Source organism: Actinomyces timonensis DSM 23838 (assembly GCF_000295095.1).
Taxonomy (GTDB): domain Bacteria; phylum Actinomycetota; class Actinomycetes; order Actinomycetales; family Actinomycetaceae; genus Actinomyces; species Actinomyces timonensis.
Genome location: NZ_JH806633.1, coordinates 81,241 through 108,224, shown reverse-complemented (window position 1 = coordinate 108,224; position 26,984 = coordinate 81,241). Strand labels below are relative to the sequence as shown.

The following is a 26,984-nucleotide window of genomic DNA, read 5'->3' as shown; positions in this document are numbered from 1 at the left end:
CGCGCCATTCGTGCAGGAGCCCCTTCGCGCGCTGGGCGCTCCGCCCTCGGCTCAGAAGCCGGGCAGGGTCATGGGGTCGATGTAGACGCCGTCCTGCGCGACCTGGAAGTGGACGTGCGGGCCTGTCGCGTAGCCCGTCGAGCCGGTATACCCGACGACGTCGCCGCGGTTGACGTACTGGCCGTCCGCGATCGCCCGCCCGGAGAGGTGGCACAGGGTGATGACGTAGGAGTGCCCGTCGATGTACCCGGCGTTGATGTCGATGCCGATACCGCAGGACGGGGAGTCCCAGTAGGTGGCCGTGCCGGAGACCGCCGCGTACTGCGGGGTGCCCTCGGAGGCGGCGAAGTCGGTGCCCTGGTGGCCCACGCCGACCCCGGTGACGGGGTGGATGCGGAAACCGAAGGGCGAGGTGACGGTGAGCGGCCCGGAGATCGGGTGGCCGATGTAGCCCGAGCCCAGGGAGTCCGCGGCGATGGAGTCCGAGGAGACCCCCGTCTGCCCGGCCGCGTAGGCGGCGCGGTTCTTGGCGTCGATCTCCGCGATCTTGGCCGCGGCGGCGTCGGCGTCCTTGGCGGCCTGGGCCTGCTGGGACTCGAGGTCGCTCTTGCGGGCCTCCAAGTCGGAGGCGGCCTTGGCCTTCTGGGTGGTGAGGGTGGAGACGTTGTCCCGCTTGGTCTTGGCGTCGTCGCGCGCGGTCTGGGCGGCGGTGGCGGCGGCGTCGGCGTCGGCCTTGAGGGTGGCGACCCGGCTGGTGGCCGCGTCCTGGCGGGCCTTGCGGTTGGCGTCCTGGGCGCGCTTGGCCTCCGCAGCCGAGAGCACCGACTCCTGGACACCGGAGGCGATCTGCATGGTCTCGGCGCGCGAGCTCAGCTCCTCGGCCGAGCCCGACTCCAGCACGTAGGTCAGGGAGGTCACCGAGGTGTCGCCCTGGTAGGTGGACACGACGAGCTGGGCCACGGAGCCGGAGGTCTCGTCAGCGGTCGCCTGCGAGGAGGAGGCCTCCGCGGTGATCTGGTCCAGGGAGTCCTGGGCGATCGTGAGGCGGTCGGCGGCGGTCTTCTGCTCGCGTTCCTTCTCCTTGAGGGTCGTCTCGGCGGTCTTCAGTTCCGTCTCGGCGTTCGACAGGCTGGTCTGGGCGTTCTGCAAGTCGATGTACGCCTGCCCCAGGTCCGCGGAGACCCCCTCCAGGGAGGAGGCCAGCTCGGCCTGCTTACGCTGCGCCTCGTTCTGCTCATCGACGGCGTCGGATCGGTCGTCCGCCAGGGCGGAGGAGATGGGAGTCAGGCACAGGGCTGCCGCGAGAAGGATGGGGAGGCTCCGGCGGGACATGGTTCACACCCTCGTGTACTTCGACAGGGAGGCGGCCGAGGAGATCGCGGCCAGCGCGACGGCGGCCAGGATGAGCCAGGGAGCGATGTAGAGCACCTCACTGGTCCGGATGAAGGCGGTGGTGAAGGTCACCGAGCGGCCCAGCCAGTGCTCGACGATGTAGTACACGCCGAGCCACAGCGCGCCGATGGCCATCAGCGCCCCGATGAGCGCCGCGATGACGCCCTCCAGGATGAAGGGCAGCTGTATGAACAGGTTCGAGGCGCCCACCAGCCGCATGATGCTCGTCTCCTTGGAGCGGCTCATCGCGGACAGGCGGATCGTCGTCGAGATGAGGAGGACCGCCGCCAGCGCCATGATCGCCGCCAGGCCCCCGGTGATCCAGGTGGCGCGGTTCATGACCAGGAAGAGGGGGTCGAGGGTGGAGCGCTGGTCGACGACGCGCTCGACGCCGTCGCGCCCCGTGAACTGCTCGTCGACCACCTGGTACTTCTCGGGGTCGTTGAGCTTGATGCGGAAGGAGACCGGCATCATCTCCTCCGTGGCGGTGCGCCCGATGGAGGAGTTGCCGTAGGCCTTCATGAACCTGGCGTAGGCCTCGGCCTTCGACTCGATCGTGTACTCCTTGACGTAGGGAGCCAGCGCCTCGGAGCTGACGAGCTGCTCGACGGCGTCGATCTGCGCCTGCGTGGCCTCGCCGGCGGCGCACTCGGCGCGGGCGGACGACGGCGGGCACATGTAGACCGTCACCTCGACCTTGTCGTACCAGTCCCCCTTCATGGTGGAGATCTGGGACTGCAGGAGGGCGGCGGAGCCGACGAAGAGCAGGGAGACGAAGGACACGAGGATGACCGAGATCGTCATGGCGACGTTCCGGGACAGCCCTTTGAAGGTCTCGGCGGTGATCAGGCGGAATCTCATCAGTGGTTCTCCTCAGCGGTCCGAGCCGTAGACGCCGCGGTCCTGGTCGCGAACGACCTTGCCGCTCTTGAGCTCGATCACCCGCTTGCGCATCTGATCGACGATCTCGTCATCGTGGGTGGCCATGACCACCGTGGTCCCCTGGCGGTTGATCCGGTCCAGGAGGCGCATGATGCCCACGGAGGTCGAGGGGTCGAGGTTGCCGGTGGGCTCATCGGCCAGGAGCAGCTTGGGGCGGTTGACCATGGCCCGGGCGATGGCGACGCGCTGCTGCTCGCCGCCGGAGAGCTCGTGCGGGAGGCGCTTCTCCTTGCCGGACAGGCCGACGAGCTTGAGGGCCTCGGGCACGGCCGTGCGGATGTAGTGGCTCGGCTTGCCGATGACCTGGGCGGCCAGGGCGACGTTCTCGGCGACCGGCTTGGTCTCCAGCAGGCGGAAGTCCTGGAAGACGAAGCCCATCTCGCGGCGCAGCTGGGGGACCTTCCAGGTGGAGATCTGCGACAGGTCCCTGCCCAGGGCGTGGACCTTCCCCGAGGTGGGGCGCTCCTCGCGCAGGGTCAGGCGCAGGAAGGTCGACTTCCCGGAGCCGGAGGCGCCCACGAGGAACACGAACTCGCCGCGCTCGATCTCGATGTCGACATCGTCGAGCGCGGGACGGGCTCCTCGTTTGTAGACCTTGGAGACATGGTCGAATCGGATCATCGGTGGATCGCTCCTGGCTGGCACAGGCGCCAATGCGCGCCGGTCACCGCCACGGTACGCAGGGTGAGGACGAATCCGGCCCATGACACGCCCGGCGCGAGCAAGGCGACATCCCTGTGATCCGCCCGGCCCACAGGACCGCCCGCCCGCTAGCCTGGGCGCCATGAATGACCAGGAGGCGCCGACCGCCGCGAACGACCCCTTCACCTCGATGGTGGATCAGGGGTCATGGGCCCGTTTCACGCCGTCGCTGGCCGACTTCCTGGCGGCCCTGGGCGGCGGGGCCCCGGTCACCCCCTCGTCACCGGGCCCCCTCTTCCCCGCGGGGACGATGATCCTCATCACCGCGCCGGCTCCCGTGGCCGACCAGGAGGCCCTCGGCCGGCGCCGGGGGCTGCGCGCGATTCTCGGCGCACGGCACCGCCCGGAGGCCTCCCCCGAGGTGCCGGGGATGATCGTGCTCGGGCGCGGCGGCGGGGTCGAGGTGGACCTGCCGATCCTCGACGAGGCGGGCAGGTTCCTCCTCGACGACGCGATGCGGCAGGCACTCGGCGCCCTGGGGTGGGCCAGCGACGGCGAGGTCATGCGCCAGGCCTTCGACGACGCCGCCCGGGCCGCTGAGATGATGACGCGCGCGCTCATCGAGGTGCTGCGGGTGGCGCACCCCGCTGACCTCGACCCCCTCGTCACTCAGGTCTGAGTGGCTCGGGCCTGAGCGGCGCGGGAAATCCCGGCGGATCGCCGGGCCACTACTCCTCCCGCGCGGCCTCGTCGTCGACGACGATGTAGGGCGGCTCCGACTGCTGGGCCGGGGCCTCCTGCTCGACCGGCGCCTCCCAGTGGTCGGCCGGCAGCGGGGCCTCCGGGAGCGCGCCCGGCTCCACGGCGTCGGCCGATCCGGCGCTGGCGGCGCCGGGCGTGGTCGCGCTCGTCGGGCTCGCAGGGGTGGCAGGAGTCGCCTGGGCGTCGGGGAGCTCGTTGCCGTTCTCATCGCGGCGGACCCGGGCGAAGCGGGTGAAGCCGCGGCTGAGGTCGTGGCCGGCGGCGGTGAGGCTGAGCACATTGGTGATGACGACGCCCTTGCCCGAGTCCCACGCCTCCTGGGTCATGCGGCCGGTGAGGAGGACGGGATCACCCTTGCGCAGGGACTCGGCGGTGTTCTGGGCCAGGCTCCCCCAGCACTTGGCGGTGAACCACACCGTCGGGTCGTCGACCCACTGGCCCGTTCGCGTGCGGTGGCGGGTGGTGGTCGCGACCCGGAAGCGGCAGTAGGCCAGGCGCCGCTCATCGGTCCCGGAGAAGCTGAGGACGGGGTTGGTGCCCAGGGTGCCCTGGATGGTGAGGTCGAGCTGGTGCGTCATGATGACTCCTGTGGGTGAGGGAGCCGGCCGAGCGCCGGTTCCCTCCCACGGTGCCGCAGACCCCCAGCCCCGTGGACCATGCGCCCCCAGACGTGCGCGCGCGATGAGCGCGGCGGCGCCTGTGGTTCCCGGGTGCCCCGGCAGCGGGCGCGCCAGCAGCCAGCGCTCAGACGCGCAGCGCCTCGCGCAGCTCCCTGTGGCGGGCGAGCACTCCCTGCGCGGGCGTGGTCAGGCCCCGAGCGGCGACGACGGCCAGTCTCTCGCGCACCCGGTCCGCGTAGTCGTTGGCCTCCTGGTCGGCGCGGGCGATGCGCCGGGCGCCGGACCACAGGAAGAGCAGGGCACCCAGGACGAGCAGCGCGATGGGGAGGAGGAAGTTGCCGCCCTGCGCGATCATGAGGCCTCCCCAGGCGAGTCCCAGGAGGGTGGCCACGAGCCCGCCCCACCAGCCGAGCTCGATGATCGGCGACCGGTGCCCGGGCAGGCGGATCGAGCCGACGGCCTCAGCGGTCTGGGCGGCCAGGGTCTCCGGGCTCATGACCTCGGCGTCGACGCTGCTCAGCCACGCGGCGGGCAATCCCTCTGTGGTGCGGCGCATCCAGGTGGTGCGGATGGCGGTCACGGCCGGGCGGGAGGGGGTCTCCGGGCGGGCCAGGGCGCGCGGCAGCGGCCGCGCCAGCCCCTCGCGGATAGAGGCCTCCACGGCGCGCGCGCCCGAGGCGTGGATGAGGGCCTCGACGGCGGCGGCCTCGTGCTCGGGCGAGGTGCCCACGGGGTGCGCCGCGGCGGCGGGTCGCAGTCGCAGGCAGATGGCGTCGAGCTCGGCGGAGGCGGTGCGCGCGGCGTTGGACTCGCGCGAAACCCGCTCGATGAGGATGTCGCGGACCTCGGTGAGGTTGTCGCCCCGGACCGCGGAGACGGGGATGACCCGGACCTCGTGGAGCCCGTCGGAGTCCAGCAGGGAGCGGATGTCGCGAAGGAGCCGCTCCTGCCCACCGGGGGGCAGGGTGTCGACCTGGTTGACGAGCAGCAGCATGTCCTCCTGGCGGGCGCCAAGTCCGCGCAGATAGCCCTCGTGGAGGGCGGCGTCGGCGTACTTCTGCGGGTCGACCACCCATACGAGCACATCGGCCAGGGGCACGAGCCGGTCCACCTGGAGGGCGTGCTCAGTGGTCACCGAGTCGTAGTCGGGGACGTCGAGGAGAACGAGCCCGGCGAGCTCGTCCTCGTCGTCGGCGTCGAGGAGGGACTCGCGGCGGATGCGGCGCTCGTCGTTGACCCCCAGGAAGTCCAGCAGGGCGACGGCGTCATCGCCCCAGGTGCAGGCAGCGGACTCCGAGGTGGTGGGGCGGCGGGCGCCCACATCGGCGAACTGCAGGCCCGACAGGGCGTTGAAGAGCGAGGACTTCCCCGAGCCGGTTCCTCCCAGGAGAGCCACGACAGTGTGGTCCACGCCCAGGACCAGGCGCTCGCCGACCTCCTCCAGACTGGTGCGCGCGGGCAGGGCGAGGGAGGCGGGGACCTCCGTCGGGCAGGAGTCGATGGCGGCCCGCAGGCGGTTGAGCCGGGCGTCGAGGTGCGCGGCGTCGAGCACCATCGGGGCCTCCTCCTTGGCGGTCGAGGCGGTGGTCCAGGACTGATCGGGCTTGGGAGAGGTGGTCATGCGGTCGCTCCAGGGCGGGTGAAGGGAGTGAGCTCGCCCGAGCGCAGGCGCAGGGCAGCGGCGAGCGCGGGGTCGGGGGCGAGCTTGAGGGCTGTCCCGGGGGGAGCCACGCGGGCCAGGGCGGCGTCGAACGTGGCGGTCAGGGAGGCGCGCGCGGAGGCGACGGCGTCGGCCAGGCGCAGCCTGTCCGTGGCGGTCCGGGCGCCCTCGACCCCGGCGGCGGCCGCGATGATGAGGTCGCCGATCGCCGTCCCCCGCAGGCCACGGGCGGAGGCGCCGGGATTGGCGCGCACGTCGTCGGCCCACTGCGCGATGATCGCCTCGGAGTCGGGAACGGCCGGCAGGAGGCGCCCGGCCGACTCCTCCGCCCCGGCCTCCGTCCAGATCCGCTGGACGTCGTCGGCCAGGGCGACGAGGGCAGCCTCGAGGCGCGAGGCGAGGGCCGCCTGCGCGTCGGCGGCGAGCTTGGCCAGTGCCGCGGTGCGCGCCTTGGCCGCGCGCGCGAACAGGCCCCATGGCAGGCGCGATCCCGTGGCCAGGGGGGCGAGCGGGGCGCCTGAGGAGGCCAGAGTGACCCACCGGGTGGCGGGTGCTCCCTCACCGATCTCCCCGCGCTCCAGGTCGGAGCGGATCTCGGCGCCCGGGTCGACGAGCAGGGCGGCGGTGGCCTCTTCCAGGCGCTTGGCCGCCTCGTCCTGGACGTCGACGGCGTCGGCCAGGGCGGCCAGATCGTTCTTGAGGGCGGACCACAGGCCCCGCCCACCGCGGCGCACGAGGCCAGCGGCGCGGTGGCGCCCGGCCAGGAGCTGCAGCCAGTCCCGGATCTCGCCGACGGCGTCTCCCGGCAGGAGGCCCTCGTGCGGGCCGGCGTCGGGGATGACGAAGAAGGGGGCATCGGCCAGCTCGATCTGGTCCAGGCGCGTCATGAGGTCCCTGCGAACCTCGGGCAGGACGTCGGCGCGCACGCGGTTGAGGACGATCGCGATGGGCATCTTCCGCTCCGCGGCGGCCTCCAGCGTGGTCCACGGCGTCTGGTCACCGTAGCGGGCGGCGGTGGTGACGAAGAGCCACAGGTCCGCCGATTCCAGAAGGCGCGCGGCCAGGATCCTGTTGGACTCGTGGACCGAGTCGAGGTCCGAGGCGTCCACGAGGGCCAGGCCCGCGGGCACCGCCGCCGACTCCTGGATCGTGCACACGCTGGCCAGCGAGTGGCCGCTGAGTGACGCGCGGTCCTCTGGGTTGACCACGAGGACGGGGGTGCGCGTCGTCGGGCGCAGGACCCCGGCGACGGAGACCTCCGCGCCGAGCACTGAGTTCACGAGGGTGGATTTGCCAGCACCGGTGGACCCGCCGACGACGACGATCGCCGGGACCTCGGCGTCGGCGATGCGGGGCAGGACGTGGTCACGGATCTGGCAGACGAGGCTGTGGCGCAGGCGGCGAGCGGCCTCCGTCTCGGAAGCGCCCAGCGCCAGATCGAGCCGCTGGAGGTCTCCGACAGTGCTGTTGAGCACCTCGATGAGCTGGGCGCGGCTGAGCGCCGAGGAGGGCAGGCCGTCCCCATGGGGTGCTGGGGATGCCGACGGGGCGGTAGGGGGCATGATCCAACAATATGGGCTTAAGGGCTGATCGCGCTTCATCAATCCGGCGCGGCGACTCCACTCCCTGGGCCCGGTGGCTCGGAAAACGGCGTCATTCCAACGGTGCCCCCACCCGGACTCGAACCGGGAACCTGCGGAATAGACGTCTATTGGACGGCTGGTAGCGGCGATTGACGGCTGAGTGGTGCAACTGGCGGCAACGTGCGGTCATTTCGCGTTGCGTCCAGCGGGCAGCGGCGACGGTGCGTCAATTTCGCGTGGGAAAGCGGTGCGTAAACGTGCCGCCCCACGGTCACGCACCCATGTCTTGCACTACATGCTGTAGTGCACTACAGTAGTGCCATCGGGAGCGACCAATGAGGAGGAACCCACCATGAGCACCAACATCCGCTACCGCGTCCACTGGATCACCGAGCACGACGTCCTCGTCGACGTGGGGTCGCCCGAGGAGCGGGCCACGTCCACCTGCACGTGCATCATCGAGCAGTGGAGCGACGAGGGCGCCGACTGGATCGCCGCCGACGACGACCGCGTCCGGGACGCCATCGATGCCCTGCGCGAGGGCGACGACTGGGAGTCGCCGGACCCCTATGACGACGCCAAGGCGCGACTCCTGGCCAAGGCCGGCCTCACCGAGGCGGACCTCACCGACCCGGACTGCGAGGACTGGTGACCACTGCGGGCGGGGCACCCCGCGCGGGCGCCCCGCCCGCGACGACAAGCGGCAAGAGGAAGGGAGAGGATCGTGGACAAGGAGAAGCTGATCGCCGAGGCGGTGCGCCTCGCGTCGAAGGAGCGCGCCGCGCGCGACGCGGCGGATGATCTCCTGGCCCAGCGGGACGAGGCGATGCTGCGCGCCGTCGAGGCCGGCGCATCCGTCTACTCGCTGCGCGAGCCCATGAAGTTCGCGTCGCACAAGAGCGCCTACATCGCCGTCGAGCGCGCCCGCCGCCGACGCGAGGCCGAGGAGTAGGGTGAGGACGACCACCGCCGCGCTCGCGGCCGTCCTCGCCCTCGGCGCGGTCCTCGTGTGGACGACGACGCGCAGCGCACCGAATGTCGCGCTCGCGGCGTGGAGCGCCTGGGCGGCGGCCCTGGCGACCGCCGTCCTGGCGCGCAGGCGCGCCCGCCGGTAGAACGCACTGAACCGCCCCCTCACCACGCGCAGTGGTGAGGGGGCGGTTCAGTGTTACAAACGTAGGAGATTCTGTCCCCGGCTGGGCCGGACGAGAAAATTTTCCCTACAGATGAAAGGTGGTCAGGCCCTGGTCTCCTCGGTCCCGGAGACAGTGACGTGGGCACTCGCCATCTTGACGAGGTCCCCCGCGTCACCGGGCCCGCGCGTGAGGCGCGTCCCCGATACGGTGACGCGCTCGGCCGGGGCGGCGGCCGCGCCCGCGATCTCCATGTAGGCGCGCCCCCCGGGCAGGCTGAACCCGGTGATGCGGTTGTCGCTGATCGTCACGTCCTGGCATCGCAGTGGGTCGATGGGGACCTCGTGGCCCCAGTCCTGCGCCGCGTTCAGGTCCCCGTCGGCGGGGATGCCCGTCCCACGCCCGGAGGCGTGGATGAGGATCGTGTCCGCCCCCGTGGTGGAGACGAACTCACAGCCCTGGACGGTCAAGCCCTTGATGCCTCGCAGCTTGATCACGGACGTGTCGTAGAGCCCCTTGTTCTCGTGGGGGTCGACGACGCGGCAGCCCCGGATGGTCACGTCCCAGTGCTCGCCGTGCTCCAGCTTGTCGTGGTTGCCGATGATGTTCGGCGCTGGGTAGGTGCGTCCTCCGACCGTGAGCGGCAGGAAGCGGCAGTCCTCGACGATGACGCGTGAGCACGCGACGCCGTCGTAGCCCGTGGCCTGGTTGTGGGAGAGCGTCCCCTGGAGCGAGGCGCCGACCTGGATGTTCTCCTGGAGGGCGCCGTCGCCGACGACGAGGCGGCCGCGCCACTCGCAGTCGGTGAACCGCAGTCCGTCGACGGCGACGGCGTCGACGACGTGCCCGCCGCCGCCGGCGACCTGCTCGAAGATGCACCGCTCGAAGGCGATGTCCCGGGCGTGGTGCAGGGAGGCGACGCACAGGCCCTTCCCGCTGGCGTAGTCCCCCACGATCCTCAGGTCCCGGACGGTGAAGCGCTCTCCGCCGTCCGGGATCCTCCGGTTGTTCTCGGCCTTGGAGGCGAAGAGGATGCCGCCGGACGTCGGTCCCCGCGTGATGGTGGCGCCGTGGCCCTCGATGGTGATCCCGGAGCCGATGCCCTGGACCCACCCATCGATGCGGTAGACGCGCCCTGGGTCGAGGTGGAGGGTGCCCCCACCAGAGCGCTCCAGGCGCCCGAAGGCGGCCTGGAGCGCTGCTGTGTCATCGGTCCTGCCGTCGCCGGCAGCCCCCACCATGGTCGTGGAGACGGCCGGCGCGGGCGAAGGCGGGTCAGCCTTGAACCCACCCCCGGCGTTTGATCTCCCGGGCGATGAACTCGCCCAGGACCTTGTGGCCGGCCGCGTTCATGTGCGTGGCGTCGAACGTGCCGGGCTTCTGCCAGACGTCGCCCATCAGGGACCTCGGCAGGGACCGCTGCGCCAGGTCTTCCCGATCCCCGCTGGTGACAGGCAGTCCGGCGTCGACAAGGGCCTGCTCGCTCGTGAGGTAGCTGGAGATGTCCAGGACCATCGGCCCGAACTCGTTGACGAGCGCGGCGTTGGCCTTGTCCATCATCTTGCGGCGCGGCGCGTCCCGGTTCTCGCCGCTCATCGGCGGGATGGTCAGGACCATCAGGTGGCTCGGCTGGGCGCCCGCGTAATCGGTCCCCAGCCGAGAGATGATGTCCCGCAGATTCTGCATGTACTTCTCGACGAACTGGGCGTCGCCGTAGTGCTGGAAGAGGTCGTTGATGCCCAGCTCGATGATGAACTGGGCGCCCTTGGTCACCGTGGACTCGATCTGCGTCGAGCACCGGTACGTCCCGGGCGGCAGGGGGTGAGCCTGCCCATCGGTGTTCCTGGCGAACACGAAGTAGTTCTTGCCCTGCGCCTGGTCCCAGCGAAGCCGCATGTACCCGGGCACACCGTCCAGGGTGACCTGCCAGTACGTGATGTACGTGTTGACATCCTTCACGTTGTTGCGGAGCAGCTTGCCGTTCATGACGTCGAGCGGCGGGCTCGACAGGGTGACCCGCTTCTCGACGTTCTTGCCGGCCGGGATCTGGTCCCCGTCGATCGAGGACACGATGAACGGGTGAACACCCGAGTAGATCAGGAAATCACTCGTCAGCTGGCCACTGATCGCCTGGTTCTGGAACGCGAAATTGTTCAGGTCCCGCTTCGCGATCGCGTCCCACCGCTCCGACGTCTTGTTGGCGCCGCCGCGCTCGGTGACGTTGCCGCCGGACCAGGAGTCGCCCAGGATCGTGATCGGCATCGTCGAGGTCTTGCCCTCACCAGCCCGGAACTTCGCCAGGTACGGCGCCTGGTTGTTCCAGCCGGGGTCGGGCTTGGGGACGAGGAGATCGCCCTCGGGAGCCCCCGGCGCCACCTTCAGGGCCTGCGCGATCGCCTCGCGCACGTAGGCCTCGACGGCCTCACGCGACATGAGCCCGCTCAGCTCCTGCTTCGTGGCCAGTCCCTGAACCGCCGACCGCACCTCCTGCTGCGCGGCCTTCTGCGCCTCAGCGGCGACCTCGTCCTTCTTCGCGAACGCGCTCAGATCAGCCTCAGGAGCCTTGTCCCCGGGCACAGTGACGGTGACGCCACTGACGGACCCCTTGCCCGGCTCCCACCGGGTCCCGTTGAACCGCAGATCCACGCGGGCATGCGTGTTGCCCTGCGTGTCCGACGCCGGGATCACCAGGGACAGGTCCTTACCCGCCTCCCCCGTCGGGTCCACAGTGAACGAGCCGCCCTTGGTCCACACGGCGCGAGGCTGCTCACTCGCGGTCCCATAGGACACCTTCACCTGAAGGCTTGCGGGAACCGCCCCGGTATGCACCACGTGCAGCCCCAGGACGAGGTCCCTGCCGCCGGGCACCTCGAACACCCGAGTGGACACGTCACCGCGCCACGTGTCCGTCGGGGTGGCGATGACGGACGCGGTACCACCGTCGAGGCGGATCGTCTTGGAATCGTAGACCTTGCCGCCCTCAAGGGATCCCACGAGCACTGTCGGCGCCGTCTCGCCCCCCGCCTGGGCGGCCCAGTAGGTGGGCAGCATCCTGGCGGCCCACGCGCTCAGCGGAGCCGTGACGAACGCGGCCGGGGGCGCCGCGTAGGGGGACGAGGCGGGCACGCCGAGCGGATCCGCCCCGGGAGTGAGCCCACGGTCCGTGAGGAACAGCCCATCGGGCCCCTCGGCCTCGGCCCGCTCATAGACAGCCCGGACGTTGCCGGCGGTGACGTCACGGACCATGTGGACGATGTCCACACCGGTGGACACCATCGCAGGAGTGACCCGCAGCCACGCCTTGCGCTCCCCGCTCGCCTTCAGGTACTCCACGGCCGTGTCCTCGAAGGTGCACAGGCCGTCGAACCCGGCGTCCAGCATGGCGTCGGAGACCGCCACACCGGGATTGCCGAAGACGTAGAAGCCAGCCCCGAAGCGCTCACGGATCTTGGTGATGAGCTCGGTGTACCAGGGGACGCGCTCGGCGTGGGAGTCGAGTCCGGAGGAGACCTCGTCGAGGAAGACGCCGTCGAAGACGTCGGCGCCGTAGAAGGTCCTGGCGTAGCCGAGTTGGCGGATGATCTCGTCGTGGCTCCATTTGGCGGCGTCCGGGCGTCCCTCGCCCCACTTGGCTGGGGCACCGGCCATGCCCTTGTGCGTGGGCACGTACCACAGGACGCGGGCGCCTGCTGCTTTGGCGGCCTTGGCGGCCTTGGCGTAGGCGGGGACCTCGACGGACCAGTCATGGTCGGAGTGGTCCATGACAGCGGTGCCCAGGGGCGCGGGGGCCAGCCACGCGCGCCATGCCGAGAGGTCGTCGTCCGGGCGGGGGTAGGACACGGAGAACCACGCGCGGCCGCCCTTGGCCGGCGCAGTGGGGCGCTTCTCGACGGCGCCGATGCGCTCGGCCAGCGCCTCGACGTCCTTCATGCTCGCCTTGGTGTCGAGGTCGCTTGTGCGGGCGTAGCCGCTCAGGTCGACGTCGCCGCCGCCGGGGTGGTCCTCGATCTTCTTGACGCGGGCGCCGAGTGGGGCGATGGCCGCCTTGATGGCGGCGTCCGCCCCGGCCTTGGAGTAGAGGGTGAATGCCATGGGGGTTCTCCTGGTCAGCCGAGGGTGAGGGTGCCGTCGCCGTTGTCACGGATGTTTGCGCCGGGGGATGCCCCGCCGCCGCCCGGCGATGGGGGCTGCGGGGACGGGGGCGGCTGGTTCAGGGCGCTCGCGATGTTGACGGTGCCCCCGTCGGGGACGGTCACGGTCATCGCCAGCTCCTCCGAGCCGGGGATGCGCAGCTCCAGCCGGTAGGTGCCCGGCACGACCTCGACGTCGAGGGCGCCGTCGGTCAGCATGCAGGTCGCCGTTGAGACGACGACGCCCAGCGGGGTGGATTCCAGGAGCCGGGTCGGGGTGATTCGGACGGAGGTCGCTACCCCCGTGTTGTCGGGGAGGATGAACTTCCCCTGGATGCGGCCGAGCGCCATGCGGGGCCCCTTTCTGGTCAGAGGATTGGTGGTGCGGCGTGGCGCCCGCCCTTGGCGGTGGCGCCCGGTGGGCAGGAGTCGCATCGGGCCGATTCGAGGGCGTCGAGGCGGTTCTCGACCTCGGCGGCGATGCGAGCGCCCTCCTGCCGGATGGAGGCCTCCTCGGCCTTGGAGCGGGACGCGAGCTTGTCGATCCCGGCCCGGAGGCCGTAGAGGGCCTCACCGATGGTGATCTCGGCGGAGCGCTGCGCCTCGGCGACCTGCGTGACAGCCAGGCGCGTCTGGCGCTGGTCCTCCAGGAGCTCGGAGAACTGCCTGTCCAGGTCCTCCCGCAGAGGGGAGCTGTGATCATTGGTGATCGCGTAGTGGGCGTCCTCGGCGGCGCGCCCGGCGATGTCCGCCGACCGACCCGCCCGCTCGACTTTCTCCTCGATGCGCTTGTTCGCGCGGCGCTGGGGGACCCATGCGGCGATGAGTCCGCTGACGGCACCGACGAGGGCGGTGATGAGCACTGAGACGGCTTGCAGCCACTCCGGGTCCCGCAGTGGGGATCCCGGAGTGGCCGCCTCCGTCAGGAGGATCCCTGTCATCAGGTGGCGGGGGCCTCGTGCTCGCCAGTGGCGCCGCCGCCGATAGCCTTGCCGACGGCGCGGGAGGTGTCGTAGACGCCGGCGCCGCCGGCGGCGAGGAACGCCCCGGTGACGATCGCGCCGTAGACGTCGGTGCCCGCGAGGTAGTGGTCGGCGAGGGACAGGCCGATGCCGAAGACGACGGCGAGGGCGCCGGCGAACTTCGTGGGCAGGCCCAGGTCCTTCGCGAAGGTCACCAGGGCGATGACGGCGAAGGGGGTGGCGAGGGTGGTAGCGGCGTCTGCCATGGGTCAGCCCTCCTTCTTGGTCAGGGTGTCGGTGAGCTTCTCGATGGATGCGCGCATGGCGGCGATGTTGGCGGCCATCTTCTCGGTGCGGGCGTTGGTCGCGAAGCTCTCGCGGGCCATCTGGCCGATGGCGGGGGCCAGGTGGTCGTGCAGGAGAGAGCTGATCGTGTTGACGGTGTCGGTTGCTGCGGACAATTCGTCCTCCTGTGTGTTGGCGGCGCCGGAGGCCCCAGCGCCGGGGTCGGTGTGATCGGTCGTGTAGTAGCGGCGCCAGTCGGCGGCGGAGCCGTGGAAGACGTCGAGGTCCAGGTCACGCGGATAGCCATTGACGCGGCCGGTGCCGGTGTACTGGTGGATGTGAGCGCTCATCGGCCACTGGCCGTGCCACGGGTCGGCGTCCCACCCGGTGGGCTTACTGTCGGCGTACTGGGCGACCCAGCGGCCCGTGTCGAACTGCGTGGCCACGCCCCACGGGTAGGAATCGGCAGGGGCGTAGAGCATGAGCCACCTGCTGTCGACGCGCTCGCTCAGGCGGGTGAGGAAGCGCCGCAGGTAGCCCTCGTCGCCCCATGCCGCGTTGTCCGGCTCCTCCCAGTCGACGCAGATCATCGCGTAGCCGAGCCACGAGCTGATCGTGGCGGCGAAGAGGTCGGCCTCGGCCTCAGCGCTGACCTCGCCCTGGATGTAGTGGTAGAGGCCGAGGGGGCGTCCCTGGTTCCAGGCCTGCATGGCTTGGTCGTGCCAGTGCGTGTTGAGGCCGGTGGTGCCCCGGGTGACCTGGACGATCACGAAGTCGGGGTTGACGGCGGCCAGGTCGATGCCGGCCTGGTAGTTGGCGATGTCGATTCCGAGCAGAGTGGTGCGGGTATCCGCTCCTTGCGGCGCGCTCGGGGCGGGGGCGGTCTGGGAGGCCTGCCAGGCGGCGGCCTCGGCGACGGACCCGCCGGGGCGGCGTGGCTGGGCCGGGGGCCGCACCGCGCCGTCGGTCAGGGGCAGCTCCATCGACCAGCCACCAGCCGGGTAGGCGGCCGGGGGCCGGATGATCCACTCCCACTGCCCGGTGAACGGGTGCTCCCAGAAATTGACGACGCGGGTCTCCTGGTTGGTCTGGTCGCCCGGCTCACCGCCGACGATCTCGCCGAGCTCGTTGATCCAGGCCTCGGCCAGGGTGCCGTCGGCGATGGCCACGGACACGTGCCCCGGCTTCCACAGGATGTCGCCCTTCGAGGGGTAGCCGGCGGGCACCAGAGACCAGCCGACACTGGTCAGCTCGTCGATCATGTCGTGGGTGCTCGACGCGCCGGCCGTGGGGTAGCCGCCCATCTGGGCGCCCCAGATCGTGACGCTGGAGCAGTCACCGGCACCGCCGTCGCGGATATCCCACCTCCCCCCGGTCCCATCGCCCTGCCCGTAGCCCGTGGACCACTTATCGCAGACGGTCCACACGGCTCCCACATACGCGTTGATGTCCATGCCTCTGTCCTTTCTCATGGGTCGGGCCCTGGCAGAGACGACTGCCAGGGCCCGGATGGGTGGTGGGTGTCGTGGGGTCAGCCCATGGAGATCGGGAACGCGACGACGTCCAGGTAGGTCCACTCGGCGTGCGGGGCGAGTTCGCCGGTGCCGGATGGCTGCCCGCCTCTCACCCCCATCTGGATTTTGGGGGCGGTTCCTGCGGGCACGTTGGCGACGACGATGATGTTCTGGGTGGAGTCGGTCCCGACGCTGAATCGGGCCTTCCCGACGATTCCCTGGGCGTTGATCTCAAGGTCCATGTGCCCGCTGATGTTGCTCATCCAGGCGGCGCCGAAGGCGATGATCTTCCGGTTGTAGGGGCGCATTTGCAGGGATGAGATGATCATCCCGGAGTAGACGCCGGAGTTGAGGGTGTTCTTCCATGAGTGCCCGTAGTAGTCGCGGGCCGATTCGATCTGGTTGATCGGCACCAGGTCGATGGTCTCGTCCCCTCCCCTGGCGCCGATCGACCGGTACATGACGCCGTCGATGTCGATGTAGGCGGGGTGGGCGCTTGTCGCCGGGTGCCCCTCGGTCTCGGCCCGGGCGAGGGCGAGTCGGGCTGCGGGGACGGAGGATGCGGCCATGATCGTCCCGAGGGCGTCGAGCGCGTTCGGCCACGCGGTGAGCAGGTCGTCGCCGGCTTCCGGGATGGGGGCGCCCTTCCAGTGCGTTGTCGCCATCACGTGTCCTTTCTAGAGTGCCGAGATGAGGCTGATCGCCAGTGAGCACGCGTTGGTGCCGAGGTTCGCCCCGGTCTCCTGGAGGCCCCACAGTGTGACGACGTCGTGGGCTTTGAGGCGCACGACGTCGGAGAAGGTGATCCATGAGGCCCTGTTGTGGGCCGCCGAGATGACGGTCGAGGCGGAGCCCCATTCGCCGCCGATCTTGTAGGCGACCCCCCTGGGGGTGGATGTGGACGCCCCGAATCCGATCATCCCGGTGACGTTGTAGAGCCCGCCGACGGGGACGGACAGTCCGCCGCCGGATTTGATGACCCCGCCGCCGAGGTCGCCGGTGGCGTTGGAGACGGGCATCGTGTGCCATATCCCTGAGGAGAGCTGGACGACCTGCTGGTAGTGGAGGAGCCCGTACGGCCTGTCCACGAACGTCACCCATGACTGGTGCCGCATGGGGGCCCCGTTCGCGGCGACGCCGATCTCCTTCGGCGTCATGACAGTCTGAACGCTCTTGGACTGGAACCGGACGGTTGGGAGCCCATTGGCGTTTCGCTCGATGTACAGGCCGCCTCCATTGGCGGTGATCGGCGCCGTCTCGATGGAGTCGATGGTGATCCGTGCTCCCTTCGGGATGACAGACCAGTCCAGATACATCTGGTGCTTCCAGAGAACATTTTCGTAGGGGAAGGTGGACTCTTTGGGGATCGTGAATACGTGCACGAGTCGAGTCGTCGTGGAATCGACTTCAGTCGCGAATGCCTGAGCCTTAATGCTCCGCTGCGCGTCAGCGTCCCAAATCCACGCCTGCGCACCCTCTTCCACATGAGTCCACTTAGTGTTCTCGATGGTGGCTGTCACTCGCAGCAGCTGCTCGGTTCCCGGCGTGATCCCCCAGTCCCTGATCGACTCGGTGTAGTCGATCTGCGGGTAAGTCTTATCCGCAGCCGTCTTGACGAGCGCCTTGTTGAACGTGAATCGTGGCTTCGTGTAGGAGCCGTCGGTGATGTACTCCGTCGTTACGTCGGCGTACGGCGTCGGGTCGGCGGTCGTCGGCGTCCTCTTGAACGCCCTGAAGTGGGCCGCCGCTGTGGTGTTGAGCCCGACGCGCTTCCAGGCGATCTCGCCGTCCGCGAGCTCTGGCATCGCGATCATCCCACCCATGAGGGTGTTGCCGATGAGGTCGCCGACCACGGCTTCCCCGGCGATGGTGGCGTTCCCGGCGGTGAGCATCTGCGTGGTCACCTCAAGGTACTGGCCGATGGCGGCGACCATCTCCTTCGTGACGACGAGCTTCTCCACGCCGATCGCCCCGTCCGCGATCATCGGCCCGGGGATCGGCGTCCCGTCGTTCGTGAGCCGGGAGGTTCCGATCGGCGCCTTGGAGAACTTCTCCAGCTCGGCCTTGACGCGCTCGGCGGAGTCCGCGAGCTTCTTCTCGGCGTCCTTGAGCTGGCCCTGGGCGAGGAGCATCTTCCCGGCGGTGGCGCCCACGCCGGTGCCGTCGCCCTTCACCGTGGGGGGCTCCATGATCTGGAGGATGCGGCCGGAGCCGTCCATGAGGACGATGACAACGGCGTCGAGCTCGTAGGTGCCGGCGGCGGGCCCGACCTGTTCCAGGCCCTCGCCCTCGGCGGCGGTGTGCGGGATGCGCACGCGCACCATTCCCGCCGTGGGGTCGATGGCGATCACGCGGGCGGTGACGATCGACCCGGACCGGTTGCCGGCGGACGCGGCCGCGTTCAGTGACGCCGTCGCCTTCCCCGATGAGCTGGGGATGGCGTCCAGCCACAGGCTCCTCACCATGCCAGCTCCTCCATGTCGACTCTCATCGTGCCGTCGGGGTCTCCGACGGGCAGGCTGTAGGCGGTCACCCGGCCGACCAGGTGCTCGGTGGCGCCGTCGTCGTGCTCGATGACGGCGGCGATGACATCCCCCGTCTCGATCCTGGGGTCCGGGATGATCTCCAGGGACCGGGAGGACGCTTTCGCCAGGGCGTCCCTCATGTAGGTGTCGGCGGCCTTCTGGACCTGCTCGCCGCCGGTCGCGGCGTTGAACTCCCGGTGGTCCGTGACCCACCCGTACTCGCTGGGGTGGTAGGGGTCCATGGTGGCGGTGGATTCGCCGGTCCACCGGGTCACGGACTCCTCCTCACCGGATCCCTCCGTGCGGGATCCGGTGACGTAGACCCGGTTCGGGCGGCGCTTCACGCTGGAGCGGGGCGCGCCGACGAGCAGGTCGCGGGCCGTGTAGGTCGCCTGCGGTTCCCGGGCGTCGCGGATGGGGTGGATGTGTAGGGCGGCGTCGGCGCCGACGCGGTAGGCGACGCCCTGCGCGGCGCACAGGTCGCGGATCGCCTCGGTGCGGGACGTGCCCCACTGCGTCAGCGATGAGATGGGGCTGTCGGGCACGCCGTCGTCGAGGATGACGGGCAGGGATCCGGCGAGGCGCTGCGCCTCGGATCTCAGGGTCGCGCCCGCCGCCGGGGAGGAGCCCCACGCGAAGGGGTCCTCCTCCAGGGTCTGCATGAGATCCAGGGCGGTCACCGAGACGGCCTCGGCGCCCTCCTTCCAGTCATTGATCTGGAACCAGCCGAGCTCGACGCGCCCGACGCTCCCGTGGTGGTCGATCAGGGCGACCACCTGGACGCGCTGCCCGAAGTTGCCCAGCGGGGAGTCGTCGTGGGTGGGGGCCCAGTCCCTGGGGGCCTCGAAGGTGACCTGCCCGGGCACCGTCCTCGACGTGGTGACCTCCAGCTTGACCGCTCGGACGGGGATACTGGTGGCCAGGACGCGGCGGCCACGGATCGAGGAGACCTCCACGCCGACGGCGACGGCGCCGGACAGGACATCCAGGGGCGGTCCGGGCCTCATACCGGCATCCCCTGCACGAGCTGGGCGATCCTGAAGGCGCTGTAGTGCTGCCAGCCGCCCTCTCGGTGGGCGTCGGCGTAGGCCTGCCACTCGCCCCACGTGGTCACGGGGCACGCGCCCATGGCGGTGCCCAGGCCGTGCCCGGTGGTCTCGGGCAGCGCCTGCGTCCAGGCGACCTTGAAGACGATGAGGCTGTCGGTGACTCGCGTGCGCTTGACGGTGTTGACGGTGACGCACCTGGGTGGCACGCCCGGTGTCTGGGCGGCGGGCACGAGGAGGATCGGCGAGTGGGAGCGCAGGGTCGCCCAGACGTCCGCCTCGCGGGCGGGGTCGTCCAGGGCGATCTGCCCCTCCCCCGTCACAGGGTCGTCCTCGATCGCCCAGCGCGCCACGCGCGCGTTGAACTGTTTGACCGTGGACGCCCAGGAGACCGGGTCGTCGTTGCTCTCGTAGGCGAGCCAGGGCACGGAGCGCCCGGAGGCGTCGCAGACGTGGACTCCCCACCAGTCGCCCTCGGGGCGGACCAGGGTCACTGACTCCAGGCCCGCCCGGTAGGTGGTGGGTACGCCTGGCTCGGCCAGGGCGTCGGCGATCAGGTGCTCCCCCGGGCCGACGACGGCGAGCACCCGCTCGTCGGCGAGCACGAGGGTCGTGAGCGCCGTCGTGCTCAGGAACAGGGACGGCAGCCGTGAGACGGTGCCGACCCATCCTTTGAGCGCCATGACGGGGCCCCCTTCTGTCAGATCGCGTTGATGGCCTGCACGGCCACGTCCGTGGCCCGCTCGTCGACGTAGGCGGTGAACTCGCGGTCGCCGACCTTGAGGATCACTGTCTCGGGGAACGCCCCAGGGCGGTTCTCCAGCAGGTCCCACTGGCTGGACGTGAACACTGGCTCGGGCTTGCCCGTGGCGTTCTCGACCAGCGTGAACCCGGGCTGGAGGAACCCGCCGGAGTCGTACCGGAAGCGCCCGTATCCGCTGATCGCGCCGTATTCGGGGTACTCGCGGACGGGGATCCCGAATGTGGGGGCCTCAACGATGTTGCCGTTGCCCTCGCTGATGGCGACGTGATAGGCGGGGCGTCCCCAGAAGACCAGGTCGCCGGCCGCCGGGGACGAGACCGGCTCGGAGTTGGCCTGGAAGGAGGCCGCCGTGTGCCGGGGCACGTTGTAGCCCATGGCGCGCAGCGCCCAGACGATCAGGCCCGAGCAGTCCACTCCCCCGGGCACGCTCACACCGCCCCACACGTAGGGCGTGCCGAGTGCTTGGAGGGCCTGCCCCACCAGGTCGCTGGACGCGGCCGGTGAGACCTTGTCCGTGAACGACTTGATGAAGCTCTTGATCCCCTCCCAGAGCATGGAGGGGATATGCCCGCCGAGCTTGGTGAGGAACCCGGAGCCGGGGATCTGCCCGATGAGCGCCTTGACCGGCTTGAGCATCAGCTCCTCAAGGGCGCCGAGGGGGTCCTGGATGATGGACTTGGCGGCCTCGGCCGCGTCGCTCATCCAGTTGATGGCGCCATCGATGGTCGAGGCGACGCCGTGGCGGGTCTTATCCCACGCCTTCTTGAAGATGCCGCCGTCCCAGAAGTGCTGGGTGAACGGCCGGTAGCCCCGGTCGCCGCCGGGGACCGGGGAGCCGGAGGCGGCGGCCCGGTTCATGGCGTGCACGGCGGCCGGGCCGCCGACGGCGCGCACCCACTCGGGGCGCATGATGGCCTCTCCCCCGGACAGGGCGAGGCGCCCGCCGCCGTCGTTGGACACGAAATGGTAGATGTCCCGCCCCGGCGAATAGCCCGGGAGGACGCCTCCGGATGCGTATCCGGCGATCGGCGCCACGGTCGGGAGGCGGGTGTCGAGGCCGATGGTCTCAGCGATTTTGTCAAACGCTTTTTTGATTCCGCCGGTGTAGACCGTGTTAATGACGAAGTTGATGGGCTTCGCCGCGATCCCCTTGATGGCGTCGAAGGCGGTCTTGAGCGTGTCCTTGAACTTCGTGAACGCCTCACCCATCTTCGTGGCGACGGTGGTCACCGTGGGCTTGAGCGTGTTGTTCAGGAAGTCCTTGAACGAGGTCAGCTTCTGGTTGATGAAGTTGAACGCGGGGCTGACCGCGTTGTTCCAGAGCCACATGACGATGCTGCCGACGGCGCGGATCACGACGTCGGCGACGGACCCCATGAGCCGGAACGTCGGGACGAGGACCACGCCGATGGTGCTGATGAGGGTCCCCAGGACGCTGATGATCGTGCCGAGCACCGTGGACAGGGGCGGCAGGACGGCCGCGATGATGTTGCCCAGGACGCTGACCAGGGTCCCCAGGACCGATGCGAGCACCGGCAGGACCGCCTGCACGATCGGGACGATCGCGTTGATGACCGACTGGAGCGGCGGCATGAGGTTCTGCACGACGGCGAGGATCGCCGGCATGAGGGTCTGCGCCAGGTTCGCCAGGATCGGCGCCAGGAGCTGGATCACCTGCGCGAACAGGCCTGCGATCACGCCGACGAGCTGGGCGAAGACCGGGGCGATCGCCGTCAGTACCTGTGAGAGCACGGGGAACACTGACTGGGCGAGGCTGGTCAGCGCCGGCATCACGGCGGCGAGCGCGGTGGTCAGCGCCTGCCCGATCGTGACCACGAGCCCGGAGAGGATCGGGGCGAGCTGGTTGATGGTCTGGGTCAGGATCGGGAAGACGATCTGACCGATCTGCACCAGGCCGGGCGTTACCGCCATCAAGGCGGCGCCGAGCTGGTTGCCCAGGGCCCCGGCGATGGATGCGAAGGCCCCGCCGAGGGCGGCGATCGTGGGCTGCATGGACTGGAAGATCAGGCCCAGGGAGGAGAACGCGGTGCCGACGGCGGAGCGCAGTGCCTCCGACTGCGTCCACATGGAGGCGAACAGGCCGATGACGAGCCCGACCGGGCCGGACAGTCCGCTGAACAGGCCGCCGATGACCGGGAGGTTCGTGGCCAGGCCGCCCAGGGCCCCGACGACGGCGCCGATGATCGGGGCGAGCCCGGCCAGGGGCCCGAGCATGGAGGACAGTCCCTCGCCGCCGCTGGCCTTGATCGCGGTGATGGCGTCGGCGACGCGCTGCCCCATGCCGGTGATCCCGGAGGTGAGCTCGTTGATCTTCGCGGCGATCGCGTCAACGCCGATGGCCTCGATGATGGAGGCAAGAGCCTTCTTGACGCGGTTGCCAGCGTTGGTGAAGGCGGTGCCGATGCCGCCGGTGGCGGTCTTGGCCTGCTCGGCGAAGGACGCCATGCCGTCCAGGCCCTGCTCGTTGAGGGACAGGAGGGCGTTGTTGAACTGGTCGAAGGAGACCTCGCCGTTCTTCATCGCATCGTAGAGGGCGGATGTGTTGCCGGAGGCTCCGAGGATGGACTTGCTGATCATGTCCATCTGGCCGGGCATGGCCATGGTCATGGACCGCCAAGCCTGCATGTCGACGGTGCCGTTGGCGAGCATCTGCCGGTACTGCTCCATGGCGTTCTCCACCAGGGCGGTGGAGGCGCCGCCGGCGAGGAGCGCGTTGTTCAGGGCCAGGGACACGTCCGTGGCCTTGGTCAGGGACCCGGTCAGGGGCGCCAGGCCCTTCGCTGTCTGCACCAGTGCGTCGGTGCTGGTGGGTAGGCCGTCGAGGGCGCCGCTGATGCGCTTGATCTGCTGGGTGGCCTCCTCGGAGGAGTAGCCGATGTTCCCCATGACCTTGGGGAAGTTGTTGAGCAGGTCGGCGCGCTGGATGGCGCCGCCGAGGTTCCCGGCGATGGTCGCGGAGAGCCCGGCGATGGCGAGCCCGGCGGCGTTGACGCCGGTCTGCACCGCCCCGGAGAGGGCGCCGCCGATGCTGGAGCCGATGCGCCCGGCGGTGCTGATGGCGGCGCTCGCCCCGCTTGAGAGGGCGGAGCCGATGCGCCCGCCTATGCCGTCCAGGGCGCCGCCGACCTTGGAGGAGATGAACTGGCCGACGGGGGCCCATGCGGAGCCGATCCGGGACAGGGCGCCGCCGACGGGGGCGAGCCGGGAGCTGATGGCCGTCCCGAGCCCGGACAGGCTGGACGAGACACGGGCCTTGATGGCGTCGCCGACGAAGGCCCACTTCGCGGCCGTCTGCGCGACGACACCTGCTGCCGGGGCGAGGCGCGACGTGATCGCTGACCCGAGCCCTGACAGGCTGGAGCCGATGCGCCCGCTGATCGCCGTGCCGATGCCGCCGAGAGATCCAGCGGCCTTGCCGACGATGCCGGACAGTGGGGCGAGCGCGGTGGACGCCACGCGCCCCACGCTGCCGAGCGCCGTCCGGAGCGGCCCGGTGATGTGGCTGGTGATCGAGGCGAGGGCCCGCCCGATGGGGGCGAGCTCCTTGATCGTCGTCGAGGATGCTTCCCGCGCGTACGCGCCGAGCAGGCGAATGGAGTCGGCGGCGGAGCGGGTCTGGGCGGCGATGGCCTTGCCGATGGAGGGAGCGGATCCGATGGCCTTCGTCATCCCGGCGACGAGGCTCGCGCCGAGGCTCTGCCCCGCCCTCGTGGTGACGGCCTGGGAGCCGCCGAGCGCCTTCGCGATCGCGCCCTCAACGCCCTTGAGGGAGGGGATGATCTGCACGTACGCGGCGGCGAGCTCGACGGTCTCGGTGGCCATGCCATCCCCTCCCTCAGCGCTATTGAGCTCGTTGTGTGCGGGCCTTGAGACGGGCGACCTTGCGCCGCATCCTCTCGTCGTCCCGCTCCTGCTTGGCCTTCCACCCGACCTCCGGTGGGGCGGGCGCGGCAGGCGGCTTCGTGCCCTTCTTCGCGAACAGGGAGAGGACGACGGTCTCCAGGTGCCACAGGCCGCGCAGGATCGCGGCGGTCTCGTCGCTCCAGGCCATATCGCCGCCGTTGACGCGGTGAAGGCCCGCTCCCGGTGGGAGTCCCTTGATGAGGGTCAGGCAGCGGCGGCAGGTCATGCGGCCGCGCCACAGGTCCGCCAGGTCGACGCCGTAGTAGCGCTGGAGGTCGGCCTCGATGACCTCCCCGTGCTCGGCCAGGAGCGCGGGGAGGTCGGTCAGTTTCCCGCGCCGACCGCGTTGAGGAGCTCGGTCGCCATGGCGTGGACGGTGGAGACGCGGAGTCGTCCGTCATCGCTGCGGCATGACTCGATCAGGGCGTCGCGCTTGTCATCGTCATGGATCACGGCCTCAAGGAATCGGTCGGGGACGCCCCTGGTGAGCAGGGTGACGGCCTCGTAGTCGTCGATGTCGTCGGGGTCGATCAGCAGATCGACGTCCCGGAATCGGATGCTGATCGGCGTGCCCTGCGCCTCGGCCTTGGGAAGTCGGTCCTGGGGGGCCTTCGCGCCGGCGGCTTTCGCCCTGGTGGCGGTCTTCTTGGCGGTGGTCTTCTTGGTAGTGGCCACGGTTTCTCTCCTGTCGGTCAGTCGTCGGTCGACTGGGTGTGGTGACCTGGCCCCCGCAGCGGACCGACACGCTGCGGGGGCCAGGAGATCGCTGTCAGGACTTCTTCATGTTCGGGTCATCCGTGATGAGGATGATGTCGGATGCGAAGGTGCCCTTGATGGAGTAGGCGGCGTCGTCGGTGGCGTTGATCGTGAACTCGGAGCGCTCACCGACCTCGAACCGCGAGCACGCGTAGACGTAGGTGTGCCCGTTGGCCTTGACCGTGACGGCGATGGCGCAGGCGTCGATGTCGCGTGCGTTCGACATCGTGTGGGTCGTGATCCCGCCCTGCGTATCGGTGTTCTTGATCTTCCACTGGAGGGACAGGGTCTGGTAGTTCGACTGGAGGGCGATGAACTCGAAGTCCGTCGAGGAGTCGGTCATGACGGTCCGGTAGACGCGGTGGCCCTGGTGGGCCTTGCGCTTGTCGACGGAGTCGTCAGGGCTGAACTTCATCCCGTCCTCGTTGATCCAACCGACCTCTTTCCACGGGTCGGTCAGCGCGCTGAGGTCCGTGGGCAGCTGGGTGCCGAGGGGTGCGAGTGCGACGGCGTCGTCGTCGGATCCGAACTGGAGGATCTGGGTCGCGTCGAGCTTGGCGTAGGTCATGCGGTCTCCTTGGTGGTGTCGCTGGCCTCGCCGCTTGCGGGGTCGGCCTCCTGCTTCCATCCGCCGGGGCCGGCGGTGGTCTCGGTGGCGGGCTCGTCCTGGACGGCCTGCCCGTAATGAATGAGCCGGGCGATCTCGCCCGGCTCGGTGACGTCCACGACGTCCTTGATGCTTCTGGGCTCGCCGTCGACGACGGCGGGCGCGGTGATGCGCATCCTCATGTGTTCTCCCTGATCCGCTGGTGCTTGATGAGGGCCGTCCACCGGTAGCGGTAGGAGCCGGATGCGGTGGGCGGCTGGTAGGAGGGGCCGCCGATCTCGCGGCGCCTGGTGACGCGGATGCCGCCGGGCAGGACGGGCGGCATGGTGAGGGTGACCCAGTCGCGGGCCTGCTGGGCCAGGTCGCTGGCGTCCTTCTTGGAGATGTCGGACCAGGCCTCGAAGGTGAGCATGGGCTCGTCGGAGGACAGGGTGCCGATGCCGCCGGATCGCTCGATGAGCACCCACTTCGGTGGGCGGGGGTTGGAGGTCTGCCCGACGACGGGGACGTGGAGGATCGGGGCCAGGGCCTCGACGAGAGAGTCGATGATGTCCATGTCTGTCAGGCCCTTCCCGCGTCGAGGGCCTTGATGAGGACGTTGTCGTCCGCCTGCCGGACGATGCTCTCGTGGGTGGAGGTGCGGATCTGCACGCTGTAGCGGCGGATGCGCTTGTCGCGGCGGCGGACCTCGAAGCCGGTGCCGGCGGCGTCGGCGATCTGCTGGGCCTTGCGGTCGAGGAGCGCCTGCACGCCCGGCGAGGTGAGGAGTTCGCGGGCGCCCTTGGAGTTGATCCTGACTCGCACGGTGCTGCTCATTGGTTGCCCTCCCATCGCTTGCACAGGACCTCAAGGTGGTCCAGTCCTCCCAGTGGGGACTCGAAGACGCTGGGCTCGCCGATGACCTCCCAGTCGCGGCCGCCGTCGGGGAACCGGATCCGGGAGCGGGCGGTGCACGTCGAGGCGGGGTCCAGGAAGACCTGGCGGCCGCCGGCGGCCACGTCGCGGCCGCCGGTGGTCTCGATGCCGGACAGCGAGTACCACACGCAGGTCTCGACGGTCTCGACCGGGCTGGTCCAGTCCTCGACCTGCTGCCCCCACTCGACGCGGGTGCCGGGGTTGAGGATGGTGACGGTCTGCGACGCGAACGACGGCAGCATGGACGCCTCACCCTCCTTCTTCAGGCCCAGGATTGGAGTCGGTAGGGGGCGAGCGCGGTCATGTCGTCGCCGTCGAGCTTGAGGCCGGTGCGGGCCCAGGACACGGAGACCTGCCCGGCCTGCTCCCTGGTGGCGCCCATCGGGGATGCGCAGGCGCCCAGGACGGCCTGCGTGATGACTGAGGCGACTGCGGGGGCCTCCTCGTATCCGTGCCGCATGGTGACCTCCACGGCCCGGAATCGTCGCGGGAATGGGGGCCCGTAGGACTCCAGCATCCCGGCCCGGCTCCATCCCCACTGGGTTGGAGCCCACTCGATGCCGTTGACCTTGACGGTCTCGACGTCGACGACCCGCCCCGATGGCAGTTGGAGGGCGTGGCCGCCGGTTCCGTCCAGGGTGACGGTCTCCCGGATGATGGGGGCGATGTGCCAGCCGCACCACTCCTGGACGGCGTTCTGGGCGGCCCTGATGAGGGAGGGGAGGCGGGCGTCTGCCTGGCGGATCTTGCCGCCGGAGGCGATCGCCACGTCGGCGGCGGTCACCATTGCGTGGAGCATGCCGGGCATCGGCCTGCCTCCCCT

Annotated in this window: 29 protein-coding genes; 4 read left to right on the top strand and 25 right to left on the bottom strand. The window is 70.1% G+C overall.

Annotation, left to right across the window (positions count from 1 at the left end; all coding sequences use genetic code 11):
* Window positions 1-51 precede the first annotated feature (51 nt).
* Genes A1QA_RS0106945 through ftsE form a run of 3 tightly spaced genes read right to left on the bottom strand, consistent with a single transcriptional unit; the run spans window position 52 to window position 2,955 of the window.
* On the bottom strand, window positions 52-1,332 hold the full coding sequence (locus A1QA_RS0106945; protein WP_017178194.1) for a peptidoglycan DD-metalloendopeptidase family protein: 1,281 nt from the start codon (window positions 1,330-1,332) through the stop codon (window positions 52-54).
* Window positions 1,333-1,335: 3 nt separating this feature from the next.
* Window positions 1,336-2,253 carry a permease-like cell division protein FtsX gene (ftsX, locus tag A1QA_RS0106940; protein ID WP_017178193.1) on the bottom strand — a complete coding sequence of 306 codons (918 nt, stop codon included), beginning with the start codon at window positions 2,251-2,253 and terminating at the stop codon, window positions 1,336-1,338.
* A gap of 12 nt (window positions 2,254-2,265) precedes the next feature.
* Window positions 2,266-2,955 carry a cell division ATP-binding protein FtsE gene (gene ftsE, locus A1QA_RS0106935; RefSeq protein ID WP_017178192.1) on the bottom strand — a complete coding sequence of 230 codons (690 nt, stop codon included), beginning with the start codon at window positions 2,953-2,955 and terminating at the stop codon, window positions 2,266-2,268.
* 163 nt (window positions 2,956-3,118) lie between these two features.
* Between ftsE and A1QA_RS0106930 the strand changes: the two genes are divergently transcribed.
* A complete protein-coding gene (locus A1QA_RS0106930) occupies window positions 3,119-3,655 on the top strand; it encodes a TY-Chap domain-containing protein (protein ID WP_017178191.1) in 537 nt (178 codons plus the stop codon).
* A 49-nt stretch (window positions 3,656-3,704) separates the two neighbouring features.
* Here the strand turns inward: A1QA_RS0106930 and A1QA_RS0106925 are convergent, their stop codons facing one another.
* The 3 genes from A1QA_RS0106925 to A1QA_RS0106915 form a co-directional block, all read right to left on the bottom strand.
* The gene (locus A1QA_RS0106925; protein WP_026048760.1) at window positions 3,705-4,316 is read right to left on the bottom strand and encodes a single-stranded DNA-binding protein; all 612 of its coding nucleotides are present in this window, start codon (window positions 4,314-4,316) and stop codon (window positions 3,705-3,707) included.
* A 166-nt stretch (window positions 4,317-4,482) separates the two neighbouring features.
* Complete coding sequence (locus tag A1QA_RS0106920) at window positions 4,483-5,979, bottom strand: GTPase (RefSeq protein WP_017178188.1); 1,497 nt, start codon at window positions 5,977-5,979, stop codon at window positions 4,483-4,485.
* Complete coding sequence (locus A1QA_RS0106915) at window positions 5,976-7,580, bottom strand: GTPase domain-containing protein (RefSeq protein WP_017178187.1); 1,605 nt, start codon at window positions 7,578-7,580, stop codon at window positions 5,976-5,978. Before A1QA_RS0106915 ends, A1QA_RS0106920 begins: the two co-directional genes overlap by 4 nt.
* A 373-nt stretch (window positions 7,581-7,953) precedes the next feature.
* On the opposite strand from A1QA_RS0106915, the gene A1QA_RS0106910 reads away from it, so the two are divergent.
* From A1QA_RS0106910 to A1QA_RS15850, 3 genes are all read left to right on the top strand, one after another.
* Window positions 7,954-8,253, top strand: coding sequence for a hypothetical protein (locus A1QA_RS0106910; RefSeq protein WP_017178186.1), 300 nt, complete (start codon window positions 7,954-7,956; stop codon window positions 8,251-8,253).
* Window positions 8,254-8,325: 72 nt separating this feature from the next.
* Complete coding sequence (locus A1QA_RS15025) at window positions 8,326-8,553, top strand: hypothetical protein (protein ID WP_017178185.1); 228 nt, start codon at window positions 8,326-8,328, stop codon at window positions 8,551-8,553.
* Between the two features lies 1 nt (window position 8,554).
* On the top strand, window positions 8,555-8,716 hold the full coding sequence (locus A1QA_RS15850) for a hypothetical protein (RefSeq protein ID WP_017178184.1): 162 nt from the start codon (window positions 8,555-8,557) through the stop codon (window positions 8,714-8,716).
* 122 nt (window positions 8,717-8,838) lie between these two features.
* Here the strand turns inward: A1QA_RS15850 and A1QA_RS0106895 are convergent, their stop codons facing one another.
* The 19 genes from A1QA_RS0106895 to A1QA_RS15015 form a co-directional block, all read right to left on the bottom strand.
* Window positions 8,839-9,975 (bottom strand): hypothetical protein, encoded by a 1,137-nt coding sequence (locus A1QA_RS0106895; protein WP_017178183.1) that lies wholly within the window; start codon window positions 9,973-9,975, stop codon window positions 8,839-8,841.
* 34 nt (window positions 9,976-10,009) lie between these two features.
* Window positions 10,010-12,826 carry a spherulation-specific family 4 protein gene (locus A1QA_RS0106890; RefSeq protein ID WP_017178182.1) on the bottom strand — a complete coding sequence of 939 codons (2,817 nt, stop codon included), beginning with the start codon at window positions 12,824-12,826 and terminating at the stop codon, window positions 10,010-10,012.
* A 14-nt stretch (window positions 12,827-12,840) separates the two neighbouring features.
* On the bottom strand, window positions 12,841-13,215 hold the full coding sequence (locus A1QA_RS0106885) for a hypothetical protein (protein WP_017178181.1): 375 nt from the start codon (window positions 13,213-13,215) through the stop codon (window positions 12,841-12,843).
* A 17-nt stretch (window positions 13,216-13,232) separates the two neighbouring features.
* Entirely contained in the window at window positions 13,233-13,805 is a 573-nt protein-coding gene (locus A1QA_RS0106880) for a hypothetical protein (protein ID WP_017178180.1), read from the bottom strand.
* Window positions 13,805-14,092 carry a hypothetical protein gene (locus tag A1QA_RS0106875; RefSeq protein WP_017178179.1) on the bottom strand — a complete coding sequence of 96 codons (288 nt, stop codon included), beginning with the start codon at window positions 14,090-14,092 and terminating at the stop codon, window positions 13,805-13,807. Before A1QA_RS0106875 ends, A1QA_RS0106880 begins: the two co-directional genes overlap by 1 nt.
* Before the next feature lie 3 nt (window positions 14,093-14,095).
* Window positions 14,096-15,565 (bottom strand): GH25 family lysozyme, encoded by a 1,470-nt coding sequence (locus A1QA_RS15020; RefSeq protein ID WP_017178178.1) that lies wholly within the window; start codon window positions 15,563-15,565, stop codon window positions 14,096-14,098.
* Between the two features lie 77 nt (window positions 15,566-15,642).
* Window positions 15,643-16,290, bottom strand: coding sequence for a hypothetical protein (locus A1QA_RS0106860; protein WP_017178177.1), 648 nt, complete (start codon window positions 16,288-16,290; stop codon window positions 15,643-15,645).
* A 12-nt stretch (window positions 16,291-16,302) separates the two neighbouring features.
* Window positions 16,303-18,090, bottom strand: a complete 1,788-nt coding sequence (locus A1QA_RS0106855; RefSeq protein WP_017178176.1) for a hypothetical protein — start codon at window positions 18,088-18,090, stop codon at window positions 16,303-16,305.
* Entirely contained in the window at window positions 18,084-19,157 is a 1,074-nt protein-coding gene (locus tag A1QA_RS0106850; protein WP_017178175.1) for a hypothetical protein, read from the bottom strand. Before A1QA_RS0106850 ends, A1QA_RS0106855 begins: the two co-directional genes overlap by 7 nt.
* Window positions 19,154-19,879 (bottom strand): hypothetical protein, encoded by a 726-nt coding sequence (locus A1QA_RS0106845; RefSeq protein ID WP_017178174.1) that lies wholly within the window; start codon window positions 19,877-19,879, stop codon window positions 19,154-19,156. The genes A1QA_RS0106850 and A1QA_RS0106845 overlap by 4 nt, the downstream gene beginning before the upstream one ends.
* Window positions 19,880-19,896: 17 nt before the next feature.
* Entirely contained in the window at window positions 19,897-23,802 is a 3,906-nt protein-coding gene (locus tag A1QA_RS0106840) for a tape measure protein (RefSeq protein WP_017178173.1), read from the bottom strand.
* A gap of 19 nt (window positions 23,803-23,821) precedes the next feature.
* Complete coding sequence (locus A1QA_RS13935; protein ID WP_017178172.1) at window positions 23,822-24,109, bottom strand: hypothetical protein; 288 nt, start codon at window positions 24,107-24,109, stop codon at window positions 23,822-23,824.
* A 98-nt stretch (window positions 24,110-24,207) separates the two neighbouring features.
* Window positions 24,208-24,558 (bottom strand): hypothetical protein, encoded by a 351-nt coding sequence (locus tag A1QA_RS0106830; RefSeq protein ID WP_017178171.1) that lies wholly within the window; start codon window positions 24,556-24,558, stop codon window positions 24,208-24,210.
* A 94-nt stretch (window positions 24,559-24,652) separates the two neighbouring features.
* Complete coding sequence (locus A1QA_RS0106825) at window positions 24,653-25,207, bottom strand: phage tail tube protein (RefSeq protein WP_017178170.1); 555 nt, start codon at window positions 25,205-25,207, stop codon at window positions 24,653-24,655.
* Entirely contained in the window at window positions 25,204-25,428 is a 225-nt protein-coding gene (locus tag A1QA_RS0106820; protein ID WP_017178169.1) for a hypothetical protein, read from the bottom strand. The genes A1QA_RS0106825 and A1QA_RS0106820 overlap by 4 nt, the downstream gene beginning before the upstream one ends.
* Window positions 25,425-25,802 (bottom strand): hypothetical protein, encoded by a 378-nt coding sequence (locus tag A1QA_RS0106815; RefSeq protein WP_017178168.1) that lies wholly within the window; start codon window positions 25,800-25,802, stop codon window positions 25,425-25,427. Before A1QA_RS0106815 ends, A1QA_RS0106820 begins: the two co-directional genes overlap by 4 nt.
* A gap of 5 nt (window positions 25,803-25,807) precedes the next feature.
* On the bottom strand, window positions 25,808-26,062 hold the full coding sequence (locus A1QA_RS0106810) for a hypothetical protein (RefSeq protein WP_043508371.1): 255 nt from the start codon (window positions 26,060-26,062) through the stop codon (window positions 25,808-25,810).
* Complete coding sequence (locus A1QA_RS13930) at window positions 26,059-26,403, bottom strand: hypothetical protein (RefSeq protein WP_017178166.1); 345 nt, start codon at window positions 26,401-26,403, stop codon at window positions 26,059-26,061. The genes A1QA_RS0106810 and A1QA_RS13930 overlap by 4 nt, the downstream gene beginning before the upstream one ends.
* A gap of 20 nt (window positions 26,404-26,423) precedes the next feature.
* Window positions 26,424-26,960, bottom strand: coding sequence for a hypothetical protein (locus A1QA_RS15015; RefSeq protein WP_154652308.1), 537 nt, complete (start codon window positions 26,958-26,960; stop codon window positions 26,424-26,426).
* Between the last annotated feature and the right edge of the window lie 24 nt (window positions 26,961-26,984).

Coding starts and splice junctions, on each gene's coding strand:
- A1QA_RS0106815 (WP_017178168.1), bottom strand. CDS start 25,802: ATGGACATCATCGACTCTCTCGTCGAGGCCCTGGCCCCGATCCTCCAC.
- A1QA_RS0106810 (WP_043508371.1), bottom strand. CDS start 26,062: ATGAGCAGCACCGTGCGAGTCAGGATCAACTCCAAGGGCGCCCGCGAA.
- A1QA_RS0106930 (WP_017178191.1), top strand. CDS start 3,119: ATGAATGACCAGGAGGCGCCGACCGCCGCGAACGACCCCTTCACCTCG.
- A1QA_RS0106845 (WP_017178174.1), bottom strand. CDS start 19,879: ATGGCGCTCAAAGGATGGGTCGGCACCGTCTCACGGCTGCCGTCCCTG.
- A1QA_RS13935 (WP_017178172.1), bottom strand. CDS start 24,109: ATGACCTGCCGCCGCTGCCTGACCCTCATCAAGGGACTCCCACCGGGA.
- A1QA_RS0106915 (WP_017178187.1), bottom strand. CDS start 7,580: ATGCCCCCTACCGCCCCGTCGGCATCCCCAGCACCCCATGGGGACGGC.
- A1QA_RS13930 (WP_017178166.1), bottom strand. CDS start 26,403: ATGCTGCCGTCGTTCGCGTCGCAGACCGTCACCATCCTCAACCCCGGC.
- A1QA_RS0106850 (WP_017178175.1), bottom strand. CDS start 19,157: ATGAGGCCCGGACCGCCCCTGGATGTCCTGTCCGGCGCCGTCGCCGTC.
- A1QA_RS0106910 (WP_017178186.1), top strand. CDS start 7,954: ATGAGCACCAACATCCGCTACCGCGTCCACTGGATCACCGAGCACGAC.
- A1QA_RS0106920 (WP_017178188.1), bottom strand. CDS start 5,979: ATGACCACCTCTCCCAAGCCCGATCAGTCCTGGACCACCGCCTCGACC.
- A1QA_RS0106925 (WP_026048760.1), bottom strand. CDS start 4,316: ATGACGCACCAGCTCGACCTCACCATCCAGGGCACCCTGGGCACCAAC.
- A1QA_RS0106825 (WP_017178170.1), bottom strand. CDS start 25,207: ATGACCTACGCCAAGCTCGACGCGACCCAGATCCTCCAGTTCGGATCC.
- A1QA_RS0106880 (WP_017178180.1), bottom strand. CDS start 13,805: ATGACAGGGATCCTCCTGACGGAGGCGGCCACTCCGGGATCCCCACTG.
- A1QA_RS0106895 (WP_017178183.1), bottom strand. CDS start 9,975: ATGGTGGGGGCTGCCGGCGACGGCAGGACCGATGACACAGCAGCGCTC.
- A1QA_RS0106885 (WP_017178181.1), bottom strand. CDS start 13,215: ATGGCGCTCGGCCGCATCCAGGGGAAGTTCATCCTCCCCGACAACACG.
- A1QA_RS0106890 (WP_017178182.1), bottom strand. CDS start 12,826: ATGGCATTCACCCTCTACTCCAAGGCCGGGGCGGACGCCGCCATCAAG.
- A1QA_RS15020 (WP_017178178.1), bottom strand. CDS start 15,565: ATGGACATCAACGCGTATGTGGGAGCCGTGTGGACCGTCTGCGATAAG.
- ftsE (WP_017178192.1), bottom strand. CDS start 2,955: ATGATCCGATTCGACCATGTCTCCAAGGTCTACAAACGAGGAGCCCGT.
- A1QA_RS0106820 (WP_017178169.1), bottom strand. CDS start 25,428: ATGAGGATGCGCATCACCGCGCCCGCCGTCGTCGACGGCGAGCCCAGA.
- A1QA_RS0106875 (WP_017178179.1), bottom strand. CDS start 14,092: ATGGCAGACGCCGCTACCACCCTCGCCACCCCCTTCGCCGTCATCGCC.
- ftsX (WP_017178193.1), bottom strand. CDS start 2,253: ATGAGATTCCGCCTGATCACCGCCGAGACCTTCAAAGGGCTGTCCCGG.
- A1QA_RS0106840 (WP_017178173.1), bottom strand. CDS start 23,802: ATGGCCACCGAGACCGTCGAGCTCGCCGCCGCGTACGTGCAGATCATC.
- A1QA_RS0106945 (WP_017178194.1), bottom strand. CDS start 1,332: ATGTCCCGCCGGAGCCTCCCCATCCTTCTCGCGGCAGCCCTGTGCCTG.
- A1QA_RS15015 (WP_154652308.1), bottom strand. CDS start 26,960: ATGCTCCACGCAATGGTGACCGCCGCCGACGTGGCGATCGCCTCCGGC.
- A1QA_RS0106855 (WP_017178176.1), bottom strand. CDS start 18,090: ATGGTGAGGAGCCTGTGGCTGGACGCCATCCCCAGCTCATCGGGGAAG.
- A1QA_RS0106860 (WP_017178177.1), bottom strand. CDS start 16,290: ATGGCGACAACGCACTGGAAGGGCGCCCCCATCCCGGAAGCCGGCGAC.